The organism is Pseudomonas sp. BE134, assembly GCF_031456105.1.
Taxonomy (GTDB): domain Bacteria; phylum Pseudomonadota; class Gammaproteobacteria; order Pseudomonadales; family Pseudomonadaceae; genus Aquipseudomonas.
Genome location: NZ_JAVDUA010000032.1, coordinates 70,046 through 86,800 on the forward strand (window position 1 = coordinate 70,046; position 16,755 = coordinate 86,800).

Annotated in this window: 15 protein-coding genes and 5 tRNA genes; 5 read left to right on the forward strand and 15 right to left on the reverse strand. The window is 58.7% G+C overall.

Annotated elements, in window-relative coordinates:
• Positions 1-41: 41 nt before the first annotated feature.
• The 10 genes from J2Y56_RS23585 to gltX all read right to left on the reverse strand — a co-directional run bounded on the left by J2Y56_RS23585 (position 42) and on the right by gltX (position 6,154).
• Positions 42-488, reverse strand: coding sequence for an Hsp20 family protein (locus J2Y56_RS23585; protein ID WP_007943514.1), 447 nt, complete (start codon positions 486-488; stop codon positions 42-44).
• Between the two features lie 120 nt (positions 489-608).
• Positions 609-1,568: a tRNA-dihydrouridine synthase gene (locus J2Y56_RS23590; RefSeq protein WP_007943513.1), complete on the reverse strand. Its 960-nt coding sequence runs from the start codon at positions 1,566-1,568 to the stop codon at positions 609-611.
• 181 nt (positions 1,569-1,749) lie between these two features.
• Complete coding sequence (locus J2Y56_RS23595) at positions 1,750-2,205, reverse strand: thioesterase family protein (RefSeq protein ID WP_007943512.1); 456 nt, start codon at positions 2,203-2,205, stop codon at positions 1,750-1,752.
• A 48-nt stretch (positions 2,206-2,253) separates the two neighbouring features.
• Positions 2,254-3,087 carry an alpha/beta fold hydrolase gene (locus tag J2Y56_RS23600; protein WP_007943511.1) on the reverse strand — a complete coding sequence of 278 codons (834 nt, stop codon included), beginning with the start codon at positions 3,085-3,087 and terminating at the stop codon, positions 2,254-2,256.
• Positions 3,088-3,118: 31 nt separating this feature from the next.
• Complete coding sequence (locus tag J2Y56_RS23605; protein ID WP_007943510.1) at positions 3,119-3,658, reverse strand: TetR/AcrR family transcriptional regulator; 540 nt, start codon at positions 3,656-3,658, stop codon at positions 3,119-3,121.
• Between the two features lie 183 nt (positions 3,659-3,841).
• Positions 3,842-3,917, reverse strand: a tRNA-Glu gene (locus tag J2Y56_RS23610).
• 80 nt (positions 3,918-3,997) lie between these two features.
• Positions 3,998-4,073: transfer RNA gene (locus J2Y56_RS23615), tRNA-Ala, on the reverse strand.
• A 53-nt stretch (positions 4,074-4,126) separates the two neighbouring features.
• A tRNA-Glu gene (locus J2Y56_RS23620) sits at positions 4,127-4,202 on the reverse strand.
• A gap of 79 nt (positions 4,203-4,281) precedes the next feature.
• A tRNA-Ala gene (locus J2Y56_RS23625) sits at positions 4,282-4,357 on the reverse strand.
• Between the two features lie 315 nt (positions 4,358-4,672).
• On the reverse strand, positions 4,673-6,154 hold the full coding sequence (gene gltX / locus J2Y56_RS23630; RefSeq protein ID WP_150782605.1) for a glutamate--tRNA ligase: 1,482 nt from the start codon (positions 6,152-6,154) through the stop codon (positions 4,673-4,675).
• A gap of 220 nt (positions 6,155-6,374) precedes the next feature.
• Here gltX and J2Y56_RS23635 point away from each other — a divergent pair, with 220 nt between their 5' ends.
• On the forward strand, positions 6,375-7,424 hold the full coding sequence (locus tag J2Y56_RS23635) for an HlyD family secretion protein (protein WP_007943508.1): 1,050 nt from the start codon (positions 6,375-6,377) through the stop codon (positions 7,422-7,424).
• Entirely contained in the window at positions 7,414-8,964 is a 1,551-nt protein-coding gene (locus tag J2Y56_RS23640; RefSeq protein WP_310353001.1) for an MDR family MFS transporter, read from the forward strand. Before J2Y56_RS23635 ends, J2Y56_RS23640 begins: the two co-directional genes overlap by 11 nt.
• A 117-nt stretch (positions 8,965-9,081) precedes the next feature.
• Here the strand turns inward: J2Y56_RS23640 and uvrB are convergent, their stop codons facing one another.
• A complete protein-coding gene (gene uvrB / locus J2Y56_RS23645; RefSeq protein ID WP_310353003.1) occupies positions 9,082-11,097 on the reverse strand; it encodes an excinuclease ABC subunit UvrB in 2,016 nt (671 codons plus the stop codon).
• Positions 11,098-11,435: 338 nt separating this feature from the next.
• Here uvrB and J2Y56_RS23650 point away from each other — a divergent pair, with 338 nt between their 5' ends.
• Together J2Y56_RS23650 and J2Y56_RS23655 are read left to right on the forward strand one after the other, a co-directional pair.
• Entirely contained in the window at positions 11,436-12,632 is a 1,197-nt protein-coding gene (locus tag J2Y56_RS23650; protein WP_150782608.1) for an amino acid aminotransferase, read from the forward strand.
• A 236-nt stretch (positions 12,633-12,868) separates the two neighbouring features.
• A complete protein-coding gene (locus J2Y56_RS23655; protein WP_007943503.1) occupies positions 12,869-13,069 on the forward strand; it encodes a hypothetical protein in 201 nt (66 codons plus the stop codon).
• Here the strand turns inward: J2Y56_RS23655 and J2Y56_RS23660 are convergent.
• A complete protein-coding gene (locus tag J2Y56_RS23660; protein ID WP_007943502.1) occupies positions 13,066-13,296 on the reverse strand; it encodes a hypothetical protein in 231 nt (76 codons plus the stop codon). The genes J2Y56_RS23655 and J2Y56_RS23660 overlap by 4 nt on opposite strands.
• Positions 13,297-13,523: 227 nt before the next feature.
• Between J2Y56_RS23660 and J2Y56_RS23665 the strand changes: the two genes are divergently transcribed.
• Positions 13,524-13,599, forward strand: a tRNA-Asn gene (locus J2Y56_RS23665).
• Positions 13,600-13,746: 147 nt separating this feature from the next.
• On the opposite strand, the gene J2Y56_RS23670 is transcribed toward J2Y56_RS23665, so the two are convergent.
• From J2Y56_RS23670 to J2Y56_RS23680, 3 genes are all read right to left on the reverse strand, one after another.
• Positions 13,747-14,394, reverse strand: coding sequence for a c-type cytochrome (locus J2Y56_RS23670; RefSeq protein ID WP_310353005.1), 648 nt, complete (start codon positions 14,392-14,394; stop codon positions 13,747-13,749).
• A gap of 9 nt (positions 14,395-14,403) precedes the next feature.
• Positions 14,404-15,663 carry a molybdopterin-dependent oxidoreductase gene (locus tag J2Y56_RS23675; protein WP_007943500.1) on the reverse strand — a complete coding sequence of 420 codons (1,260 nt, stop codon included), beginning with the start codon at positions 15,661-15,663 and terminating at the stop codon, positions 14,404-14,406.
• 315 nt (positions 15,664-15,978) lie between these two features.
• The coding region (locus J2Y56_RS23680; RefSeq protein ID WP_310353008.1) for a group II intron maturase-specific domain-containing protein at positions 15,979-16,755 on the reverse strand (777 nt) is incomplete at its 5' end.

Consider the following 16,755-nt stretch of genomic DNA (forward strand, 5'->3'; position numbering starts at 1 on the left):
AAAAAGGGCGCCGCGATGGCGCCCTTTTTCATTGCTCGGTTTTAGTGCTGCAAAGCCGGTTTTTGCGTCCCGTTGATCGGGATGCGTTTGGCTTTCGCCTCTTCCGGCACGATGCGCACCAGATCGATGCTCAACAGACCGTTACGCAGGTCCGCCGCCTTGATCTCGATATGATCCGCCAGGCGGAACGACAGCTTGAACGCACGCTGGGCAATGCCTTGGTGCAGGAAGGTCACGCTTTCGTTCGCCTCACGTTTGCCGCCACTGATGGTCAGCACACCCTTCTCGACTTGCAGGTCCAGGTCTTCTTCCTGGAAACCGGCCGCGGCGACGACGATGCGGTATTGATCATCACCGTGTTTTTCAACGTTGTAGGGTGGGTAGGTGCTGCCTGGCTCGTTGCGCAGGGCGGTTTCGAACAGGTCGTTGAAACGGTCGAAACCTACCGAGGAACGGAATAGTGGGGCCAGGGAAAATGCGGTAGTCATGGTTCAAATCTCCTGAAAACAATCAGCAAGGTTTTTGTCTCCGCGACCCGTATCCGGCATCGCGTAACCCTTAGATAAGGACCGCTGATTGCATTTCAAGAGATTATTTCGAGATTTTTTTCAGGCCGCTTCGCTGACTTGCAGACCGAGCAAACGCGAGACGTGATCGAGCTCCGTCTCACGACGCAGGACGGTAAACAGCTCAATCGCTTCCGGATAATTACGGGTCAGCATCGCCAGCCATTGCTTCAAGCGACCTGGCGATTGGCGAGGCGTCATCTGCGCCTTGGCCTGCAGCCAGAAGTCCTGAAGCAGTGGCAACAGCTCGGCCCACGTCATCTCAACCACTTCTTCACCGGCTCGCGCCGCCGCGATTTGCCGGGCCAGGTCCGGCCGCGACACCAGGCCGCGACCGAGCATGATGTCTTCCACACCGCTGATTTCGCGGCACCGCCGCCAGTCTTCGACGCTCCAGATATCGCCATTGGCAAACACCGGCACCTTGACCACGTCCTGCACCCGCGGGATCCACTCCCAATGCGCCGGTGGTTTGTAGCCATCGGTTTTGGTCCGCGCATGCACCACGATATGCGCGGCGCCGCCTTCGGCCAAGGCTGTGGCACACACCAGCGAGCCGTCCGGGCTGTCGAAACCGAGGCGCATCTTGGCGGTCACCGGAATGTGTGCCGGGACCGCGCGACGCACGTGTTCGACGATTTGGTTGAGCAGTTCAGGCTCTTTGAGTAATACCGCGCCGCCGCGAGATTTGTTGACGGTCTTGGCCGGGCAGCCGAAGTTCAGGTCGATGACTTCAGAGCCCAGCTCACAGGCCAGCGCGGCGTTTTCCGCCAGGCACACCGGATCAGAACCGAGCAGCTGCACGCGCAACGGCACGCCGGACGCGGTGCGGGCACCGGTCAGCAGTTCGGGGCCGAACTTGTGGTAGTAGGCAGGCGTGAGCAACTGATCGTTGATCCGGATAAACTCGGTCACGCACCAATCAATACCGCCCACACGGGTCAGCACGTCCCGCAGGATGTTGTCGACCAACCCCTCCATGGGCGCCAAAGCAATTTGCATGAAAAACACACTCAACGAAAAACGTGCGGCAGTTTACTGGATTGCGCGGGAAATCTGCAGAACATCGCAGATCCCTTGTGGGAGCGAGCTTGCTCGCGAAGGCGTCGTAACATTCAGCACAAGAGTTGGCTGATAGGCCGCCTTCGCGAGCAAGTTGAATCGTCGCACCGCCGCTCCCACATTAGATTTGGGTGATATTCAGTTCTTGCGACAACAACGCAGGGCCGTAGCCTTCAATGAACTCGGCCGGCATGCGCTTGGGCTTGCCGGTCGACAGTTCGATGCAGACGAAGGTGGTCTGGGCGCGCAGTAACGTGGTGTTGTCGCGGGGGCGCTTCAACTGGAAGTGCCGGGTCATTTTCAGACGCTGATCCCAATCGACGATCCAGGTTGCCAACTGCAATTCGTCATCTTCATAGGCAGCGGCCAGGTAATCGATTTCGTGCCGCACCACCGCCATCGCCCGGTCCAGCCGCCGATACTCGACCAGGTCCAGCCCCAGACGCTGTGAGTGGCGCCAGGCACAGCGCTCAAGCCACGTCACGTACACCGCATTATTGGCGTGACCCAGCCCGTCGATGTCCTCGGCGCCCACTTGCAGATCAATGATAAATGGCGTTGCCCGATCCCAGCTCATGCCCCACTCCCGGTCAAATAAAGTCGACCGGGGCAGTGTAACGGATGCTTACGCCGATTGGCGCGATTGCAGGCTGCGACCGGCCAACAGTGATAACACACCATCAATGACCCGGGGATCAGCCAGTACCCGCTGATGGCCGCCTTCTTCCAGGCGCAGCAAGCGACTGTCGAACCAGGATTCATGGATCAGTTCGGATTCCTTGACCGATACGTAGCGGTCATCTTCGGCATGAACGATCAGGCCGGGCATGTCCAGTTGATAGTGGGCGACATCCAGCGTCGCGGCGCGCATGCCGACATCTCTCTCAACCTGACGAATGAAAGCCGAACGGGCCTTGGGCGGCAGTCGCACGTAACGTGCAAAACCACGCAGCACCCCGAGAATCCGCGCCGGGGCGGCGATCGTCACCAGGGTTTCGGTGCGCAGGCCCAATTGGACAGCGAGCATGGCGCTGGCGCCACCCATCGAATGACCGATGACCGCTTGCAGCGGCGGCAACTCGGCAGCGGCTTCCAGCATGGCCCGAGCGAACAGCACGACGTTCGCCTCTTCACCCGGTGAGCGACCATGCGCCGGACCGTCGAGGGCGACCACGCTGTAACCAGCATCGACGAGTGCAGTGATAATACTTGCAAACTGCGTCGGCCGGCCTTCCCAACCGTGCATCAACAACACAGCCGGGCCCTGCCCCCAACGTAGCGCCGAGAGGCCAAAGCGCAACGTGATACGTTCGGACTTCGCCAGAAGCGGCAGCTCCCAATCACGCGGAGGAAGTTCTCGCGGCGTCATGAATGCCAGTCGCATTTTGCTCGCAACCAGTTTCGGTGCGAACCAGCCCAAGGTGCCATTAACGCCACGAACCCACTTCAACGTGCTCATCGCTCTCACTCCTCAGGCCACTGCCTTCAGGTCATTGCACCGCCGACTTGGCAGCGCGCAGCAATCGATCGGACAACTCACCCGGCCCCAGAGCGCGAGCCAGGGCCAAACCACCCACCATCAAGGCCATGTCTGCCAGGGCTTTGTCGGTGTCTTCCGGACTGGCCGCCAACTGCGCGACCATCAATTCCACATGCTCATTCAGCGCAACACGAAACGCATCCGGCAGCCGTCCCAGTTCGCCAACAGACGCCGGGATCGGGCATGCCGATTCGGAGGAGTCACGGTGCTTACGTGACAGGTAAAACGCAGCCACCAATGCGCGACGCTCTTCACCGGTAAGTTGCGCATCCATGTCGGCAATCAGGTCACGACGGTGCCCCAGCAGTTGCTGGAACGCCTCCAGCATCATGGCGTCCTTGCTTTCGAAGTGTGCATAGAAGCCGCCGACGGTCAGGCCGGCTGCACCCATCACTTCGCCCACGCTCGGCTCTGCCGGGCCGCGCTGAATCAGCGCTGCGCTGGCAGCCTTTAGGATGCGTTCGCGGGTTTGAGCTTTTTTATCGTTCATCGTTGCCTCCGAATATTACGACTAGAATATTATTCTCATAATAATTTTTCGCAAGTCGTGGATGTGACCGCTGGTCTGAAGATCAGTTTGATAGAAATGGGGGATTTGGCCAAACGCCAGACAAACAAAAGGGCCATTCAATAATTGAATGACCCTTATAAAATCCCGCAGAGCGGGTAATCGTGGCGTCCCCTAGGGGACTCGAACCCCTGTTACCGCCGTGAAAGGGCGGTGTCCTAGGCCACTAGACGAAGGGGACGCAAAACCTTCTATACAACTGATCAGTGCTGAGAGCTGATCGATTCAAGGCCTGCGTGGCCAGACCTTGAACTGTAAAATTGGTGGAGCTAAACGGGATCGAACCGTTGACCTCTTGCATGCCATGCAAGCGCTCTCCCAGCTGAGCTATAGCCCCGGATTTTTCGCCTCGCGGCGGAGCGACATCTTGCAACATCGCTTCTGTAAAACTGGCGTCCCCTAGGGGACTCGAACCCCTGTTACCGCCGTGAAAGGGCGGTGTCCTAGGCCACTAGACGAAGGGGACGCAAACCCTTCTATACAACAGATCAACACTGAGTGTTGATCGCTTCAAGGCCGGTGTGGCCAGACCCTGAAGTGTAAATTGGTGGAGCTAGACGGGATCGAACCGTCGACCTCTTGCATGCCATGCAAGCGCTCTCCCAGCTGAGCTATAGCCCCTCATCGCTGAGGACGGGGCGAATCTTAATGGCGGATCAGAAAGCTGTCAAACTTATTTTTAACAATTTTCAAAATTTTTTGTCGCCATAACAATCACTTACCGACCTCCCCCGTAAATCCGGGGGTGTATCCGTTCCTGTAGCAGCTGCCGCAGGCTGCGTTCGAGTGCGTAGCGCTCGCATTATAGAGACACACCATCCTTTCAGACAGTTTGTGTCGCAGCTACAAGGGGCTGCTTCGCAGCCCAACGCAGCCTTCGGCAGCAGCTACAGGTGAACGTCGTCCATTAGGTGTCAACGTCAAAGAGCAGGTGTGTCAGGCGATATTACCCAACAGTTTTTCCCACTCCTTGTTTTCCTTCTTCGACACACCGCCCAGCAGGTCGATTGCCTGGCGCAGACGGAAACGGGTCAGGTCCGGACCGAGGATTTCCATCGCATCGAGTACCGACACCGAACTGGCCTGACCAGTAATCGCAGCGAACATCAGCGGCATGGCGTCTCGCAGCTTCAGTTCAAGGGATTCAACCACCGCCTGGATCGTCGCGGTGATGCTGTCTTTCTCCCATTGACGCAGGCTTTCGAGCTTCCACAAGATCAGCTGCATCAACTGACGAACCTGATCGCCCGAAAGCTTCTTGGATTCAAACAGCTTGGCATCCGGGTTCACGCCACCGGCAAAGAAGAACCCCGCCAGCGGTGCAACCTGGCTGAAGGTTTCAACACGGCCCTGTACGTGCGGCGCGATCTTCATCATGTATTCAGGGTTCAGCGCCCAGGTTTGCAGGCGCGAAGCGAATTCTTCCACCGGCAGGTCACGCAGCCACTGGCCATTGAGCCACGACAGCTTCTCGACGTCGAAAATCGGCCCACCCAGCGAGACACGGCTCAAGTCGAAGTGATCGACCATTTCCTGCAACGAGAACTTCTCGCGCTCGTCCGGCATCGACCAGCCCATGCGGCCAAGGTAGTTGAGCATTGCTTCCGGCATGAAGCCCATGCGCTCGTAGAACGTCACCGAGGTCGGGTTCTTGCGCTTGGACAGCTTGCTCTTGTCCGGGTTACGCAGCAGCGGCATGTAGCACAGCTCCGGTTGTTCCCAGCCGAAGTACTCGTAAAGCAGGATCAGTTTCGGCGCCGAGGGCAGCCACTCTTCGCCGCGCAGGACGTGGGTGATGCCCATCAGGTGGTCGTCGACCACGTTGGCCAGGAAGTACGTCGGCAGGCCGTCGGTCTTCATCAGCACTTGCATGTCCATGCGATCCCACGGGATCTCGACATCGCCACGCAGCATATCCGGTACCACGCACACGCCCTCGCTCGGCACTTTCATGCGGATCACGTGCGGTTCGCCAGCGGCCAGGCGACGGGCGACTTCTTCCTTGGACAGCAACAGCGCGCGGCCGTCGTAACGCGGGGTTTCGCCGCGAGCCATTTGCTCGGCGCGCATCTGGTCCAGCTCTTCGGCGGTGCAGAAGCACGGGAAGGCATGGCCCATTTCAACCAGTTGCTGGCAATACTTCTGGTAGATATCGCCGCGCTCGCTCTGACGGTAAGGACCGTGCGGGCCACCCACGTCCGGGCCTTCGCTCCAGTCGATACCCAACCAGCGCAGGGCGTCGAAAATCTGCTGTTCGGACTCACGGGTCGAGCGCAATTGGTCGGTGTCTTCGATCCGCAGGATGAACTCACCGCCATGCTGCTTGGCAAAGCAGTAGTTGAACAAAGCGATGTAAGCGGTACCTACGTGGGGGTCCCCGGTAGGCGATGGCGCGATGCGCGTGCGGACGGTGGTCATGGCAAGTCTCGAAATGAAGATAAATCAAAGGGCGAATGGTAACAGGCGACACCCGCCCGGCTCCAGTGAGCAGGGCATTTAAGCCAAGTTTGCGCCTACAACGCGCGTATCCCCGGGTGAATGGCCAAATATCATTCGATGGCATTTACCACTTATCGGCTGTATGACAGATTCACCTGCTGATATCTTTCCTTACAATTTCTCGACTACAGCCTGCCTCATGCCTGCCCAACTCAAGCGTCGCCTGTTTATTTTCCTGCTGCTCATCCTGCTGATTGCCGGGGCCTTCTTCGCCCAGTGGTTCTTCAAGGGACGATTTTATGAAAGCACCGATAACGCCTATGTCCAGGGCGAGATCACCCGCGTTTCCAGCCAGTTGAGCGCGCGCATCGACCAAGTATTGGTGCACGACAACCAGCATGTCGAAAAAGGCCAACTGCTGATCAAGCTCGAAGGCGCCGATTTCGACCTCGCCGTCGACCGCGCCCGCGCCACCCTCGCCACCCGCGAAGCCGAACGCCTGCAAGCGCAAAGCAAACTCACCCAGCAATCCAGCCTGATCGCCGCCAGCGAAGCGCAAGTCGCCTCCAGCCAGGCCAGTCTCGGCCGCTCGCTCATCGATTTGACTCGCGCTCAGACCCTGCGCAAACCCGGCTACATCTCGGAAGAACGGGTGACCACCCTGTCCGCCGACAACCACATCGCCCGCTCGCAAGTCGCCAAGGCACAGGCCGATGCTCAGGGCCAGCGCCAGCAAGTCAACGCCCTGAACGCCGAGATCAAACGCCTCGACGCGCAGATCGCCAATGCCAAGGCCGACCTGGCGCAAGCCGAACTGAACCTGACCCGCGGCGAAATCCACGCGCCCATCAGCGGTCTGATCGGCCAGCGCGCCGCCCGCGAGGGCCAGGTGGTGCAAGCCGGCGCCTATTTGCTGTCGATCGTTCCGGATCAGGACATCTGGATTCAGGCCAACTTCAAAGAAACCCAGATCGGCCATATGCAGCCCGGCCAGAGCGCCGAGCTGACCTTCGACGCCTACAGCGACACGCCGATCAAAGCGCGAGTCGACAGTCTGTTCGCCGCGTCGGGCGCGCAATTCAGCCTGTTACCGCCGGACAATGCCACGGGCAACTTCACCAAAGTCGTACAACGGATTCCGGTAAAACTGACTTTCGCCGCGGACAACCCGCTGCAAGGCAAGATCCGCCCGGGCATGTCTGTCACCGCTAAAGTGAACATCAAAGACACCCCTGACGATGGCCGGTGATCAACTGATCCGCCCGGTCGGCGAACCGACCCGGCGGGACTGGATCGCGGTCATGAGCGTGATGCTCGGCGCCTTCATGGCCGTGCTCGACATCCAGATCACCAACTCTTCACTCAAAGACATTCAGGGCGCCCTGTCGGCCACCCTGGAAGAAGGCTCGTGGATTTCAACTTCGTACCTGGTAGCGGAAATCATCATGATCCCGCTGACCGCGTGGCTCGTGCAGTTGCTGTCGGCTCGACGACTGGCGGTCTGGGTATCAACGGGCTTCCTGGTCGCCTCGCTGCTGTGTTCCATGGCGTGGAGCCTGGAAAGCATGATCGTCTTCCGTGCCTTGCAGGGCTTCACCGGCGGCGCGCTGATCCCGCTGGCGTTCACCCTGACACTGATCAAGCTCCCCGAGCACCACCGCGCCAAAGGCATGGCCATGTTCGCCATGACCGCCACCTTCGCGCCATCCATCGGCCCGACACTGGGTGGCTGGCTGACTGAAAACTGGGGCTGGGAATACATCTTCTACATCAACGTGCCACCGGGCCTGCTCATGATCGCCGGCCTGATGTACGGCCTGGAGAAGAAAGAAGCACACTGGGAGTTACTGAAAAGCACCGACTACATGGGCATTCTCACCCTCGGCGTCGGCCTCGGTTGTTTGCAGGTGTTTCTGGAGGAAGGCCACCGCAAGGACTGGCTGGAGTCGAACCTGATCGTGACCCTGGGCAGCATCGCACTGATCAGCCTGATCACCTTTGTGATCGTGCAAGTCTCCAGGCCCAACCCGCTGATCAACCTGGGCATCCTGCGCAACCGCAATTTCGGCTTGACGAGTATTTCCAGCCTGGGGATGGGGGTCGGACTGTATGGCTCGATTTTCCTGTTGCCGCTGTATCTGGCGCAGATCCAGAACTACAACGCCCTGCAGATCGGCGAAGTGATCATGTGGATGGGCGTGCCGCAGCTGTTTCTGATTCCGCTGGTGCCCAAGCTGATGAAGTACATTTCGCCGAAGTGGCTGTGTACGTTGGGTTTCGGGTTGTTCGGGCTGGCGAGTTTTTATTCGGGGGTGCTGAACCCGGACTTTGCCGGGCCGCAGTTCAATCAGATCCAGCTCCTTCGCGCGATGGGCCAGCCTTTGATAATGGTCACCATTTCGCTGATTGCCACGGCGTACATCCTGCCGCAGGACGCGGGCTCGGCGTCGAGCCTGTTCAATATCCTGCGTAATCTCGGCGGCGCGATTGGCATCGCCCTCCTCGCCACCCTGCTGGATGCGCGAACCAAGACGTACTTTGATTATTTGCGCGAAGCCATCGTGCCGAGCAATCCGCAGGTGGCCGAGCGGCTGGCGTCGATGGCGGACCGGCTGGGCAATGAGACGGCGGCGCTGGGCAAGATCAGTGAAATTGCGCATCAGCAAGCGTCGATCATGGCTTACAACGATGCGTTTCACTTTGTCGGGATTGCGCTGGGGGTGAGCATGCTGGCGATCTTGCTGACCAAAAAACTGCCGGAGGGGATTAAGGTTGGTGAGGCGCACTAGGTAAGATCTGCGGTGCCCAAGCGACCGTTATCGCGAGCAGGCTCGCTCCCACAAGGTTCAGTGTGATCCCTGTGGGAGCGAGCCTGCTCGCGATGAGGTCCGCACAATCACCGCCGATCAGACGGTGATCAACCGCTCCCGCAACTTGCCAATCTCATCGCGCATCTGCGCCGCTGCTTCAAACTCAAGATCACGCGCCAACGCATACATCTTCTCTTCCAAGGCTTTAATGCGCTTGGCGATCTCGCCCGGTGAGCGCAATTCGGCTTCGTACCTGGCGCTTTCCTCGGCGGCCTTGGCCATGCCTTTGCGCTTCTTGCTGCGCGAGCCCGGCACGGTGGCACCTTCCATGATGTCGGCGACGTCCTTGAACACGCCCTTGGGCGTGATGCCATTAGCCAGGTTAAAGGCGATTTGTTTGTCCCGACGACGCTCGGTTTCACCGATCGCCCGCTCCATGGAGCCGGTAATGCGGTCAGCGTACAAAATCGCCCGACCGTTGAGGTTTCGGGCGGCCCGGCCGATGGTCTGGATCAGCGAGCGCTCGGAGCGCAGGAAGCCTTCCTTGTCCGCATCGAGAATCGCCACCAGCGATACTTCCGGCATGTCCAGACCTTCGCGTAGCAGGTTGATCCCCACCAGCACATCGAACGTACCCAAGCGCAAATCGCGAATGATTTCGACCCGCTCCACGGTGTCGATGTCCGAGTGCAGATAACGCACGCGAACGCCGTGGTCGGCCAGGTAATCGGTCAAATCCTCAGACATGCGCTTGGTCAGGGTCGTGACCAGAACCCGCTCTTCCATTGCCACGCGCTTGGTGATTTCCGAGAGCAGATCGTCGACTTGTGTCAACGCCGGGCGGATCTCGATTTGCGGATCAACCAGCCCCGTCGGCCGCACCAACTGCTCAACGACGCGACCTGCGTGTTCTGCCTCGTAATTGCCGGGTGTCGCCGAGACGAAAATCGTCTGCGGGCTGATGCTTTCAAATTCGTCGAAACGCATGGGTCGGTTATCCAGCGCGGACGGCAGGCGGAAACCGTATTCCACCAGCGTCTCTTTACGCGAGCGGTCGCCCTTATACATGGCGCCGACCTGCGGCACGCTGACGTGGGATTCGTCGATCACCAACAGGGCATCGGCCGGCAGATAGTCGAACAACGTCGGCGGCGCCTGGCCGGATTCACGCCCGGACAGGTAACGCGAGTAGTTTTCGATACCGTTGCAATAGCCCAATTCAAGGATCATCTCCAGGTCGAAGCGGGTGCGCTGCTCCAGACGCTGGGCTTCAACGAGTTTGTTGTTGCTGCGCAGGTAATCCAGGCGCTCCTGCAACTCGATCTTGATGCCTTCGATGGCGCCGAGCAGGGTTTCTCTCGGCGTCACGTAGTGGCTTTTCGGATAGAACGTGAAGCGCGGCAGCTTGCGGATCACTTCGCCGGTCAGCGGATCGAAGGCGGACAGGCTCTCGACTTCGTCATCGAACAGCTCGATGCGGATCGCTTCAAAATCGGATTCCGCCGGATGGATATCAATCACATCGCCCCGCACCCGGAAGGTTGCACGGGCAAAATCCATGTCGTTGCGGGTGTATTGCAGGTCCGCCAGGCGACGCAGCAAGGCACGCTGATCGAGTTTGTCGCCGCGATCCACGTGCAACACCATCTTCAAATAGGTTTCCGGACTGCCCAAACCGTAGATGCACGACACGGTGGTGACGATGATCGCGTCTTTGCGCTCCAGCAACGCCTTGGTCGCGGACAGGCGCATCTGCTCGATGTGGTCGTTGATCGAGGCGTCTTTCTCGATGAAGGTATCGGACGACGGTACATAAGCTTCGGGCTGGTAGTAGTCGTAGTAGGAGACGAAGTACTCCACCGCGTTGTTCGGAAAAAACGCCTTGAACTCGCCGTACAACTGCGCGGCCAGGGTCTTGTTCGGTGCCAGCACCAGGGTCGGACGCTGCACTTGCGCGATCACATTGGCGATGCTGAAGGTCTTGCCGGAGCCGGTCACACCGAGCAACGTCTGGTGCGCCAGACCGGCTTCGATGCCTTCGACCATCAGGCGGATGGCTTCCGGCTGATCGCCGGCGGGCTCGAAGCGGGTGACTAGCTGGAATTCAGACATTCAATACCCCTGGGGTCGCGCCTGACCGGTCAAACCGGACAGCAACGAAAAAGACCACAAACGACCGACGTCGCCCGAGGAAAAAACTGGATTGTGCTCAATGTGGAGTCGATTGCCTGCTCTTTCAAGGCAAACGTCCTACATCCCGTGAATCCTTTGACGACGCCAATCGGCTAATGGTCGAAAAATAATCGGAAAAACTTAACGGAAAAGCCGAATCGTCTGTCGCCATCAATCGCCAATGACCTCTATACTAGCTCCCCGTTTGTGCACCGCTCTAGTGCATTCGGCTGGAGCGCCACATGTCCCTCCACTCTCCATTCAGAGCCGCCGCAAAAATGAGCCTGTTCTCCGCTGTCGAAATGGCACCACGCGATCCAATCCTGGGCCTCAACGAAGCATTCAACGCCGATACCCGTACCAACAAGGTCAACCTGGGGGTCGGTGTTTATTGCAACGAGGAGGGGCGAATTCCACTCCTGCGCGCCGTTGTCGAAGCCGAGACGATTCGCGTCGCTCAACACGCTTCCCGTGGCTACTTGCCAATCGACGGCATCGCTGCCTACGACCAGGCTGTGCAGAAACTGCTGTTTGGCAATGACTCGCCACTGATCGCTGCTGGCCGCGTTATCACCACCCAGGCCGTTGGCGGTACCGGCGCACTGAAAATCGGTGCCGACTTCCTCAAGCAACTGCTGCCGAACGCAGTCGTGGCGATCAGCGACCCGAGCTGGGAAAACCACCGCGCACTGTTCGAAACCGCCGGTTTCCCGGTACAGAACTACCGCTACTACGACGCTGCGACCCACGATGTAAACCGTGCCGGCCTGCTGGAAGACCTGAACGCCCTGCCCTCCGGCTCGATCGTTGTGCTGCACGCCTGCTGCCACAACCCGACCGGCGTGGACCTGAGCCCGGCGGACTGGAACAACGTTCTGGAAGTCGTTAAAGCCAAAGGCCACGTACCGTTCCTCGACATGGCCTACCAGGGTTTTGGCGATGGCATCGACGAAGACGCCGCTGCAGTGCGTTTGTTCGCCGAGTCGGGTCTGACCTTCTTCGTGTCCAGCTCGTTTTCCAAGTCGTTCTCGCTGTACGGCGAGCGGGTTGGCGCCCTGTCGATCGTCAGCGAATCGAAAGAAGAAAGCGCGCGCGTACTGTCGCAAGTCAAACGCGTCATCCGCACCAACTACTCCAACCCGCCAACCCACGGTGCAAGCATCGTCGCCGCGGTGCTGAACAGCCCGGTCCTGCGTGCCCAGTGGGAAGAAGAACTGGCAGAAATGCGCCTGCGGATTCGCGGCATGCGCATCCAGATGGTTGATCTGCTGGCGAAAAACGCCCCGCAGCGCGACTTCAGCTTCGTCGGCCGTCAGCGCGGCATGTTCTCTTACTCCGGCCTGACGGTTGAGCAAGTCACCCGCCTGCGTAACGAGTTCGGCATCTACGCCTTGGACACCGGCCGCATCTGCGTGGCTGCGTTGAACCAGAGCAATATCGACGTAGTGACCAAGGCCATCGTTCAGGTGATCTGAGTCGTCCGGTGATATGAAAAACGGGAAGCCGATTGGCTTCCCGTTTTTTATTTGTGGCAGATAGTTTTCAAAGCAGCGACTGCGCCCTCTAAACTCCCCACCATTCAAAATGTAGGAGCTGGCTTGCCAGCGAAGGCGGTCGCCCAGCCAACAACAATGTTGAATGTGATGGCCTCATCGCTGGCAAGCCAGCTCCTACAGGTTTTGTGTACATCCAGGAATTTTGCGAGAAACCCATGAAAAACGATGACCTACGCGCAGACCGCGACGAGCTGGACCACTTCGTGCCTCGCACCCCGGCCAAACGCGGCAACAACCTGGTGATGCAAGTGGCTGCCGGCGTGTTTCTTGGTGGCCTGGCCTTATGGCTGGTGCAACTGGCCGCCACGACGCTCTACACCAAAATGATGCTCGGCACCTTTACGTTCGGCGGTTAAGCCAGTTCGGTGGCACGCTGGCTGGCGGCGTCGTCATAGGCGACATAGAGCGACTCGGCAATCTGACTTTTGATCGCCTTGGTGCTTTCCAGTCCCAGAACAAAACCTTCGGCCTTGCCGCCGGCACGGTTCAATTCCTCAGCCGTGCTGGCCTGCGTGATTGCGTCGAACAATTTTTCGGCGTGGGGGCCGACACCTTTGGGCAAGCTGATCTGAGCGATGCTCATGCGAACACCTCGTTGTGGTGAGGTGTGCAGGTTGGGTGATTCATGGCGCGTACCTTTTCGGCGAATGGCCGGCAGCGCGTGTAACCACTTCCGGGCGGCCATGGTAGACCTCCGGGACGAATCTGGTAACCGCCCACGGCCGATAAACCACCGCCTGTCCCGACGAATTGCCCATGTTGCTATCAGACGCTTGACTTCTCTTTTTGAATCAGTAACATAGGCGCCATTCCGCGATAGCTCAGTTGGTAGAGCAAGTGACTGTTAATCACTGGGTCCCTGGTTCGAGTCCAGGTCGTGGAGCCATACAAGGTTCCAGAGAATGCTTGAAAAATCTCTGAAACTTCAAAAAAACCCGCCTTCTCAGGCGGGTTTTTTCGTTTCTGGCGCCCCATCGGACTTCGGTGGATATCGCCGCCAGAGAGCAGGTTCTCGGCCGGGCGGGCCGGGATTTTACTGCTTCAATATAAACGTCGTCAGGGTTTGCAGATCGTCCGGGCTTAACTGCGCGAAAGGCGGCATCGGGATATCCCCCCATTTGCCGGAACCGCCGTGCTGAATGCTGGACGCTACCTTGGTCTGCGCCTGTGGGTCTTTGGCGTATTTGGCAGCTACATCGTGATAGGCCGGACCTACAACCTTATGATCGATCGCGTGACAGGACAGACAGGCGTTATTCTGGAGCAACGCCATGGCATCGGGTTTTGCGACAGGCGCCGCCGGGGGTTGGCTTGCTGTCGGATTCGAGGCCGCCTGCACATCGGCATCGCTCGTATGAGCACTGCCGTAGGTCGCCGCAAGGTAGGCGCCGATCATGGTCACATCCTGATCGCTGATGGGGGCCCCATACACCTTCTGCATCTTGCCCGCTTCTGCCGTCCACTGCGCCAGGCTCATGCCAGGAGGCTGGAAGTTGATGTAATCAGCTGAGTGGCAGGTGGAACATTTCTGCTGGGCCAACTGATAACCAGGCAGCTCATTGGGCTTGAGCACAGCCGTTTCCGGCGGCAATGTGATCGACAGTGGTGCCGCACCGGCCAGGGTAGCCAAACAAACCTGAGCCGCGCAGAGCAAGGTGGTCATGCGTTTCATGAGTTTCATGCGGGCCCCTCAGGCGACAGTCACGTGGCTGGTTTCTATGGCATTGCGACGGTAGCCACTGGGGTTCCAGTCAGCTCGCAGCGGTTGCGTCTCGCCCGCACTGTTACTGGCTCGCACCATCAATTGTGTGGCGCCCTTGCTGGTAAAGGTGATCGGCAGCGTCCACTCACGGAAGGAGAAACGACCAAGGTCCTTTCCAAGCTTGGCTTCGCGCCAGTTTTTTCCGCCATCGATAGAAATTTCCACCTTGTTGACGCCAACACCGCCGTCGAACGCTATGCCCTTGAGCACCACGTTTTTTTTCAGCGGCAATACATCGCCATGTTTAACGCTGGTGATGAAACTGCGTATCGCTAATTTTGAAATCGGTTTGGTTTGTGCCGCAGTGGTGCCGGGGGCAATGCATAAACAATCGTTGTCCGGAAGGCGATAACCTTTTGCCATGAAGAAACCGTCGAAAGTATGGTCGACGACTTCGATCTCATTCAGGTGCTTGATCCAGTAAGTGCCGAAATAGCCTGGTACCACCAGGCGTATTGGATATCCGTTGAGGAACGGCAGATCGGTTCCGTTCATCGACCAGGCGATCATGGGCTCACCGTCCATGGCATGGCTGATGTCCAGGGCCTTGATGTACTCCGGCGTGCTTCCCAGCACGGGCTTGTCTAGCCCACGGAATGTCACTTGCTTTGCGTCGGCTTTCACACCGGCCTTTTCCAATACGGCCTTGAGTGGCACTCCCACCCAGCGGGCATTGCCCATCGAACCATTGCCCAACTGAGCGCCAAACACACGCGGCATCGAGAAGCCACGGCTGTTACCCGAACACTGATTCACGGCCACTACTTCTACCGGTTCTGCGAGAGCTTTGAGCTCGGCAAGGGAAAGCGACAGCGGCGTGTCGACCGAGCCCTTGATCGTCAGACGGTAGGTATCCGGATCGATGCTGGTGGGGAAATTGGCCAGGTGGTAACGCACGAAAAAGGCGTCATTGGGCGTAATCGGGCCTTCGTTGAAGACAGGGAACGGCGTCTCCAGGTGCGGCGGGCGGGTGGTTACAAGGGTCAACGGGCGTTTTTGCGGGTACTGCACCAGCGGCCGTGGGCCCGCAGCAAAAGTCACTTCTTCAGCAGTTTCGTCGACCGCTTTGGTTTCGTCGGCAGCCTTGGCGAGGCTTGCCAATGGCGAAGCCGCCACCGCCAGGGTGAAGGCATCGCGTAGAACGCGCCGGCGGCTCGGCTTGCTGTTATCTATAAAACTGAACTTCATTCTGCGCTCTCTATAATTGTTTTACTGAGATGCAACTGACAGCCCCCGCCAAGGCACGGAGGCATCGGGCTCGATGTGTAACAGGGCTTTTCTTCGACTTCGGTATCGAGGCCAGTATCGTCACGGATAAGTCGGCCGCTTTTCATTTGACGTCAGGGACTTGACATTTGACGACAGAGGTTGCCGACACGTGCGGTATCCGAGGGGCGCGCCGGAGAAACATCGTTCGGCACTGAATCGCGTCATCGAGTAGGAGGCGGATTTACATCCGCCGTCCTCTCACACCACCGTACGTACGGTTCCGTATACGGCGGTTCAGGCTATGCGGCTAAGCCGGTTTATCGTATCCAGTATTGAGATCAACCCTAGCTGATCCCACAGTTTCTTCGGTAACGCCTGATTCATATGAGGCGCCCCCGAGTTCCACCATGGGCCGCGACCATTGAAGGCTGATTTACAGGCGCGTGCTTCGCCAAGCCCCAAACGCATCAAGTTGCCTACCCTCGTAGAGGGTTGCTTCCATTGGCGCCAGATGACACAGCGAAGTTTATGCCGCACCCACCCGTCCAGCTCCTCAAGGGGTCGCTTGCTCTGACTAAGTTTGAAGTAGCCAGCCCAACCGCGCAGCACAGGGTTTATCCGCTTGATGACATTCGCCATCTTGTGGCCCCGCGCCCCGCGCAGCAGCTCTCTGAGTCGGTCACGCAAGCGATCCAGGCTCATTGTCGCCACTCGCAGCCTCGGCTGTTCGTGCCAGCTCATCCCGTAACCCAGATAATCGCAGACCCAAGGCCGCACCACGCGGCTCTTTTCCCGATTCAGCGACAGTTTCAGACGCCGCCTCAGGAAGCGCTCGACACCGGCCATCACTCGCTCACCTGCACGATGACTACGCACATAGATGTTCGCATCATCGGCATAGCGCACGAAACGGTGCCCCCGTCGTGTCAGCTCGCGGTCGAGTTCGTTGAGCAGGATGTTCGACAGCAACGGCGAGAGTACGCCGCGTACGATCTTGCATACTTTTTTCTCTTGTGCCTGAGCCAGTCGACGTCTCGCTGGCGCTGAACCCGGGATCCGGATCAACCCGGA

What these genes read in the sequence shown, in the direction of transcription:
- J2Y56_RS23640 (WP_310353001.1), top strand. Translation starts at nt 7,414, where the DNA reads ATGGCCGGTGATCAACTGATCCGCCCGGTCGGCGAACCGACCCGGCGG.
- J2Y56_RS23585 (WP_007943514.1), bottom strand. Translation starts at nt 488, where the DNA reads ATGACTACCGCATTTTCCCTGGCCCCACTATTCCGTTCCTCGGTAGGT.
- J2Y56_RS23655 (WP_007943503.1), top strand. Translation starts at nt 12,869, where the DNA reads ATGAAAAACGATGACCTACGCGCAGACCGCGACGAGCTGGACCACTTC.
- J2Y56_RS23650 (WP_150782608.1), top strand. Translation starts at nt 11,436, where the DNA reads ATGAGCCTGTTCTCCGCTGTCGAAATGGCACCACGCGATCCAATCCTG.
- J2Y56_RS23670 (WP_310353005.1), bottom strand. Translation starts at nt 14,394, where the DNA reads ATGAAACTCATGAAACGCATGACCACCTTGCTCTGCGCGGCTCAGGTT.
- J2Y56_RS23675 (WP_007943500.1), bottom strand. Translation starts at nt 15,663, where the DNA reads ATGAAGTTCAGTTTTATAGATAACAGCAAGCCGAGCCGCCGGCGCGTT.
- uvrB (WP_310353003.1), bottom strand. Translation starts at nt 11,097, where the DNA reads ATGTCTGAATTCCAGCTAGTCACCCGCTTCGAGCCCGCCGGCGATCAG.
- J2Y56_RS23595 (WP_007943512.1), bottom strand. Translation starts at nt 2,205, where the DNA reads ATGAGCTGGGATCGGGCAACGCCATTTATCATTGATCTGCAAGTGGGC.
- J2Y56_RS23605 (WP_007943510.1), bottom strand. Translation starts at nt 3,658, where the DNA reads ATGAACGATAAAAAAGCTCAAACCCGCGAACGCATCCTAAAGGCTGCC.
- J2Y56_RS23635 (WP_007943508.1), top strand. Translation starts at nt 6,375, where the DNA reads ATGCCTGCCCAACTCAAGCGTCGCCTGTTTATTTTCCTGCTGCTCATC.
- J2Y56_RS23600 (WP_007943511.1), bottom strand. Translation starts at nt 3,087, where the DNA reads ATGAGCACGTTGAAGTGGGTTCGTGGCGTTAATGGCACCTTGGGCTGG.
- J2Y56_RS23590 (WP_007943513.1), bottom strand. Translation starts at nt 1,568, where the DNA reads ATGCAAATTGCTTTGGCGCCCATGGAGGGGTTGGTCGACAACATCCTG.
- gltX (WP_150782605.1), bottom strand. Translation starts at nt 6,154, where the DNA reads ATGACCACCGTCCGCACGCGCATCGCGCCATCGCCTACCGGGGACCCC.
- J2Y56_RS23660 (WP_007943502.1), bottom strand. Translation starts at nt 13,296, where the DNA reads ATGAGCATCGCTCAGATCAGCTTGCCCAAAGGTGTCGGCCCCCACGCC.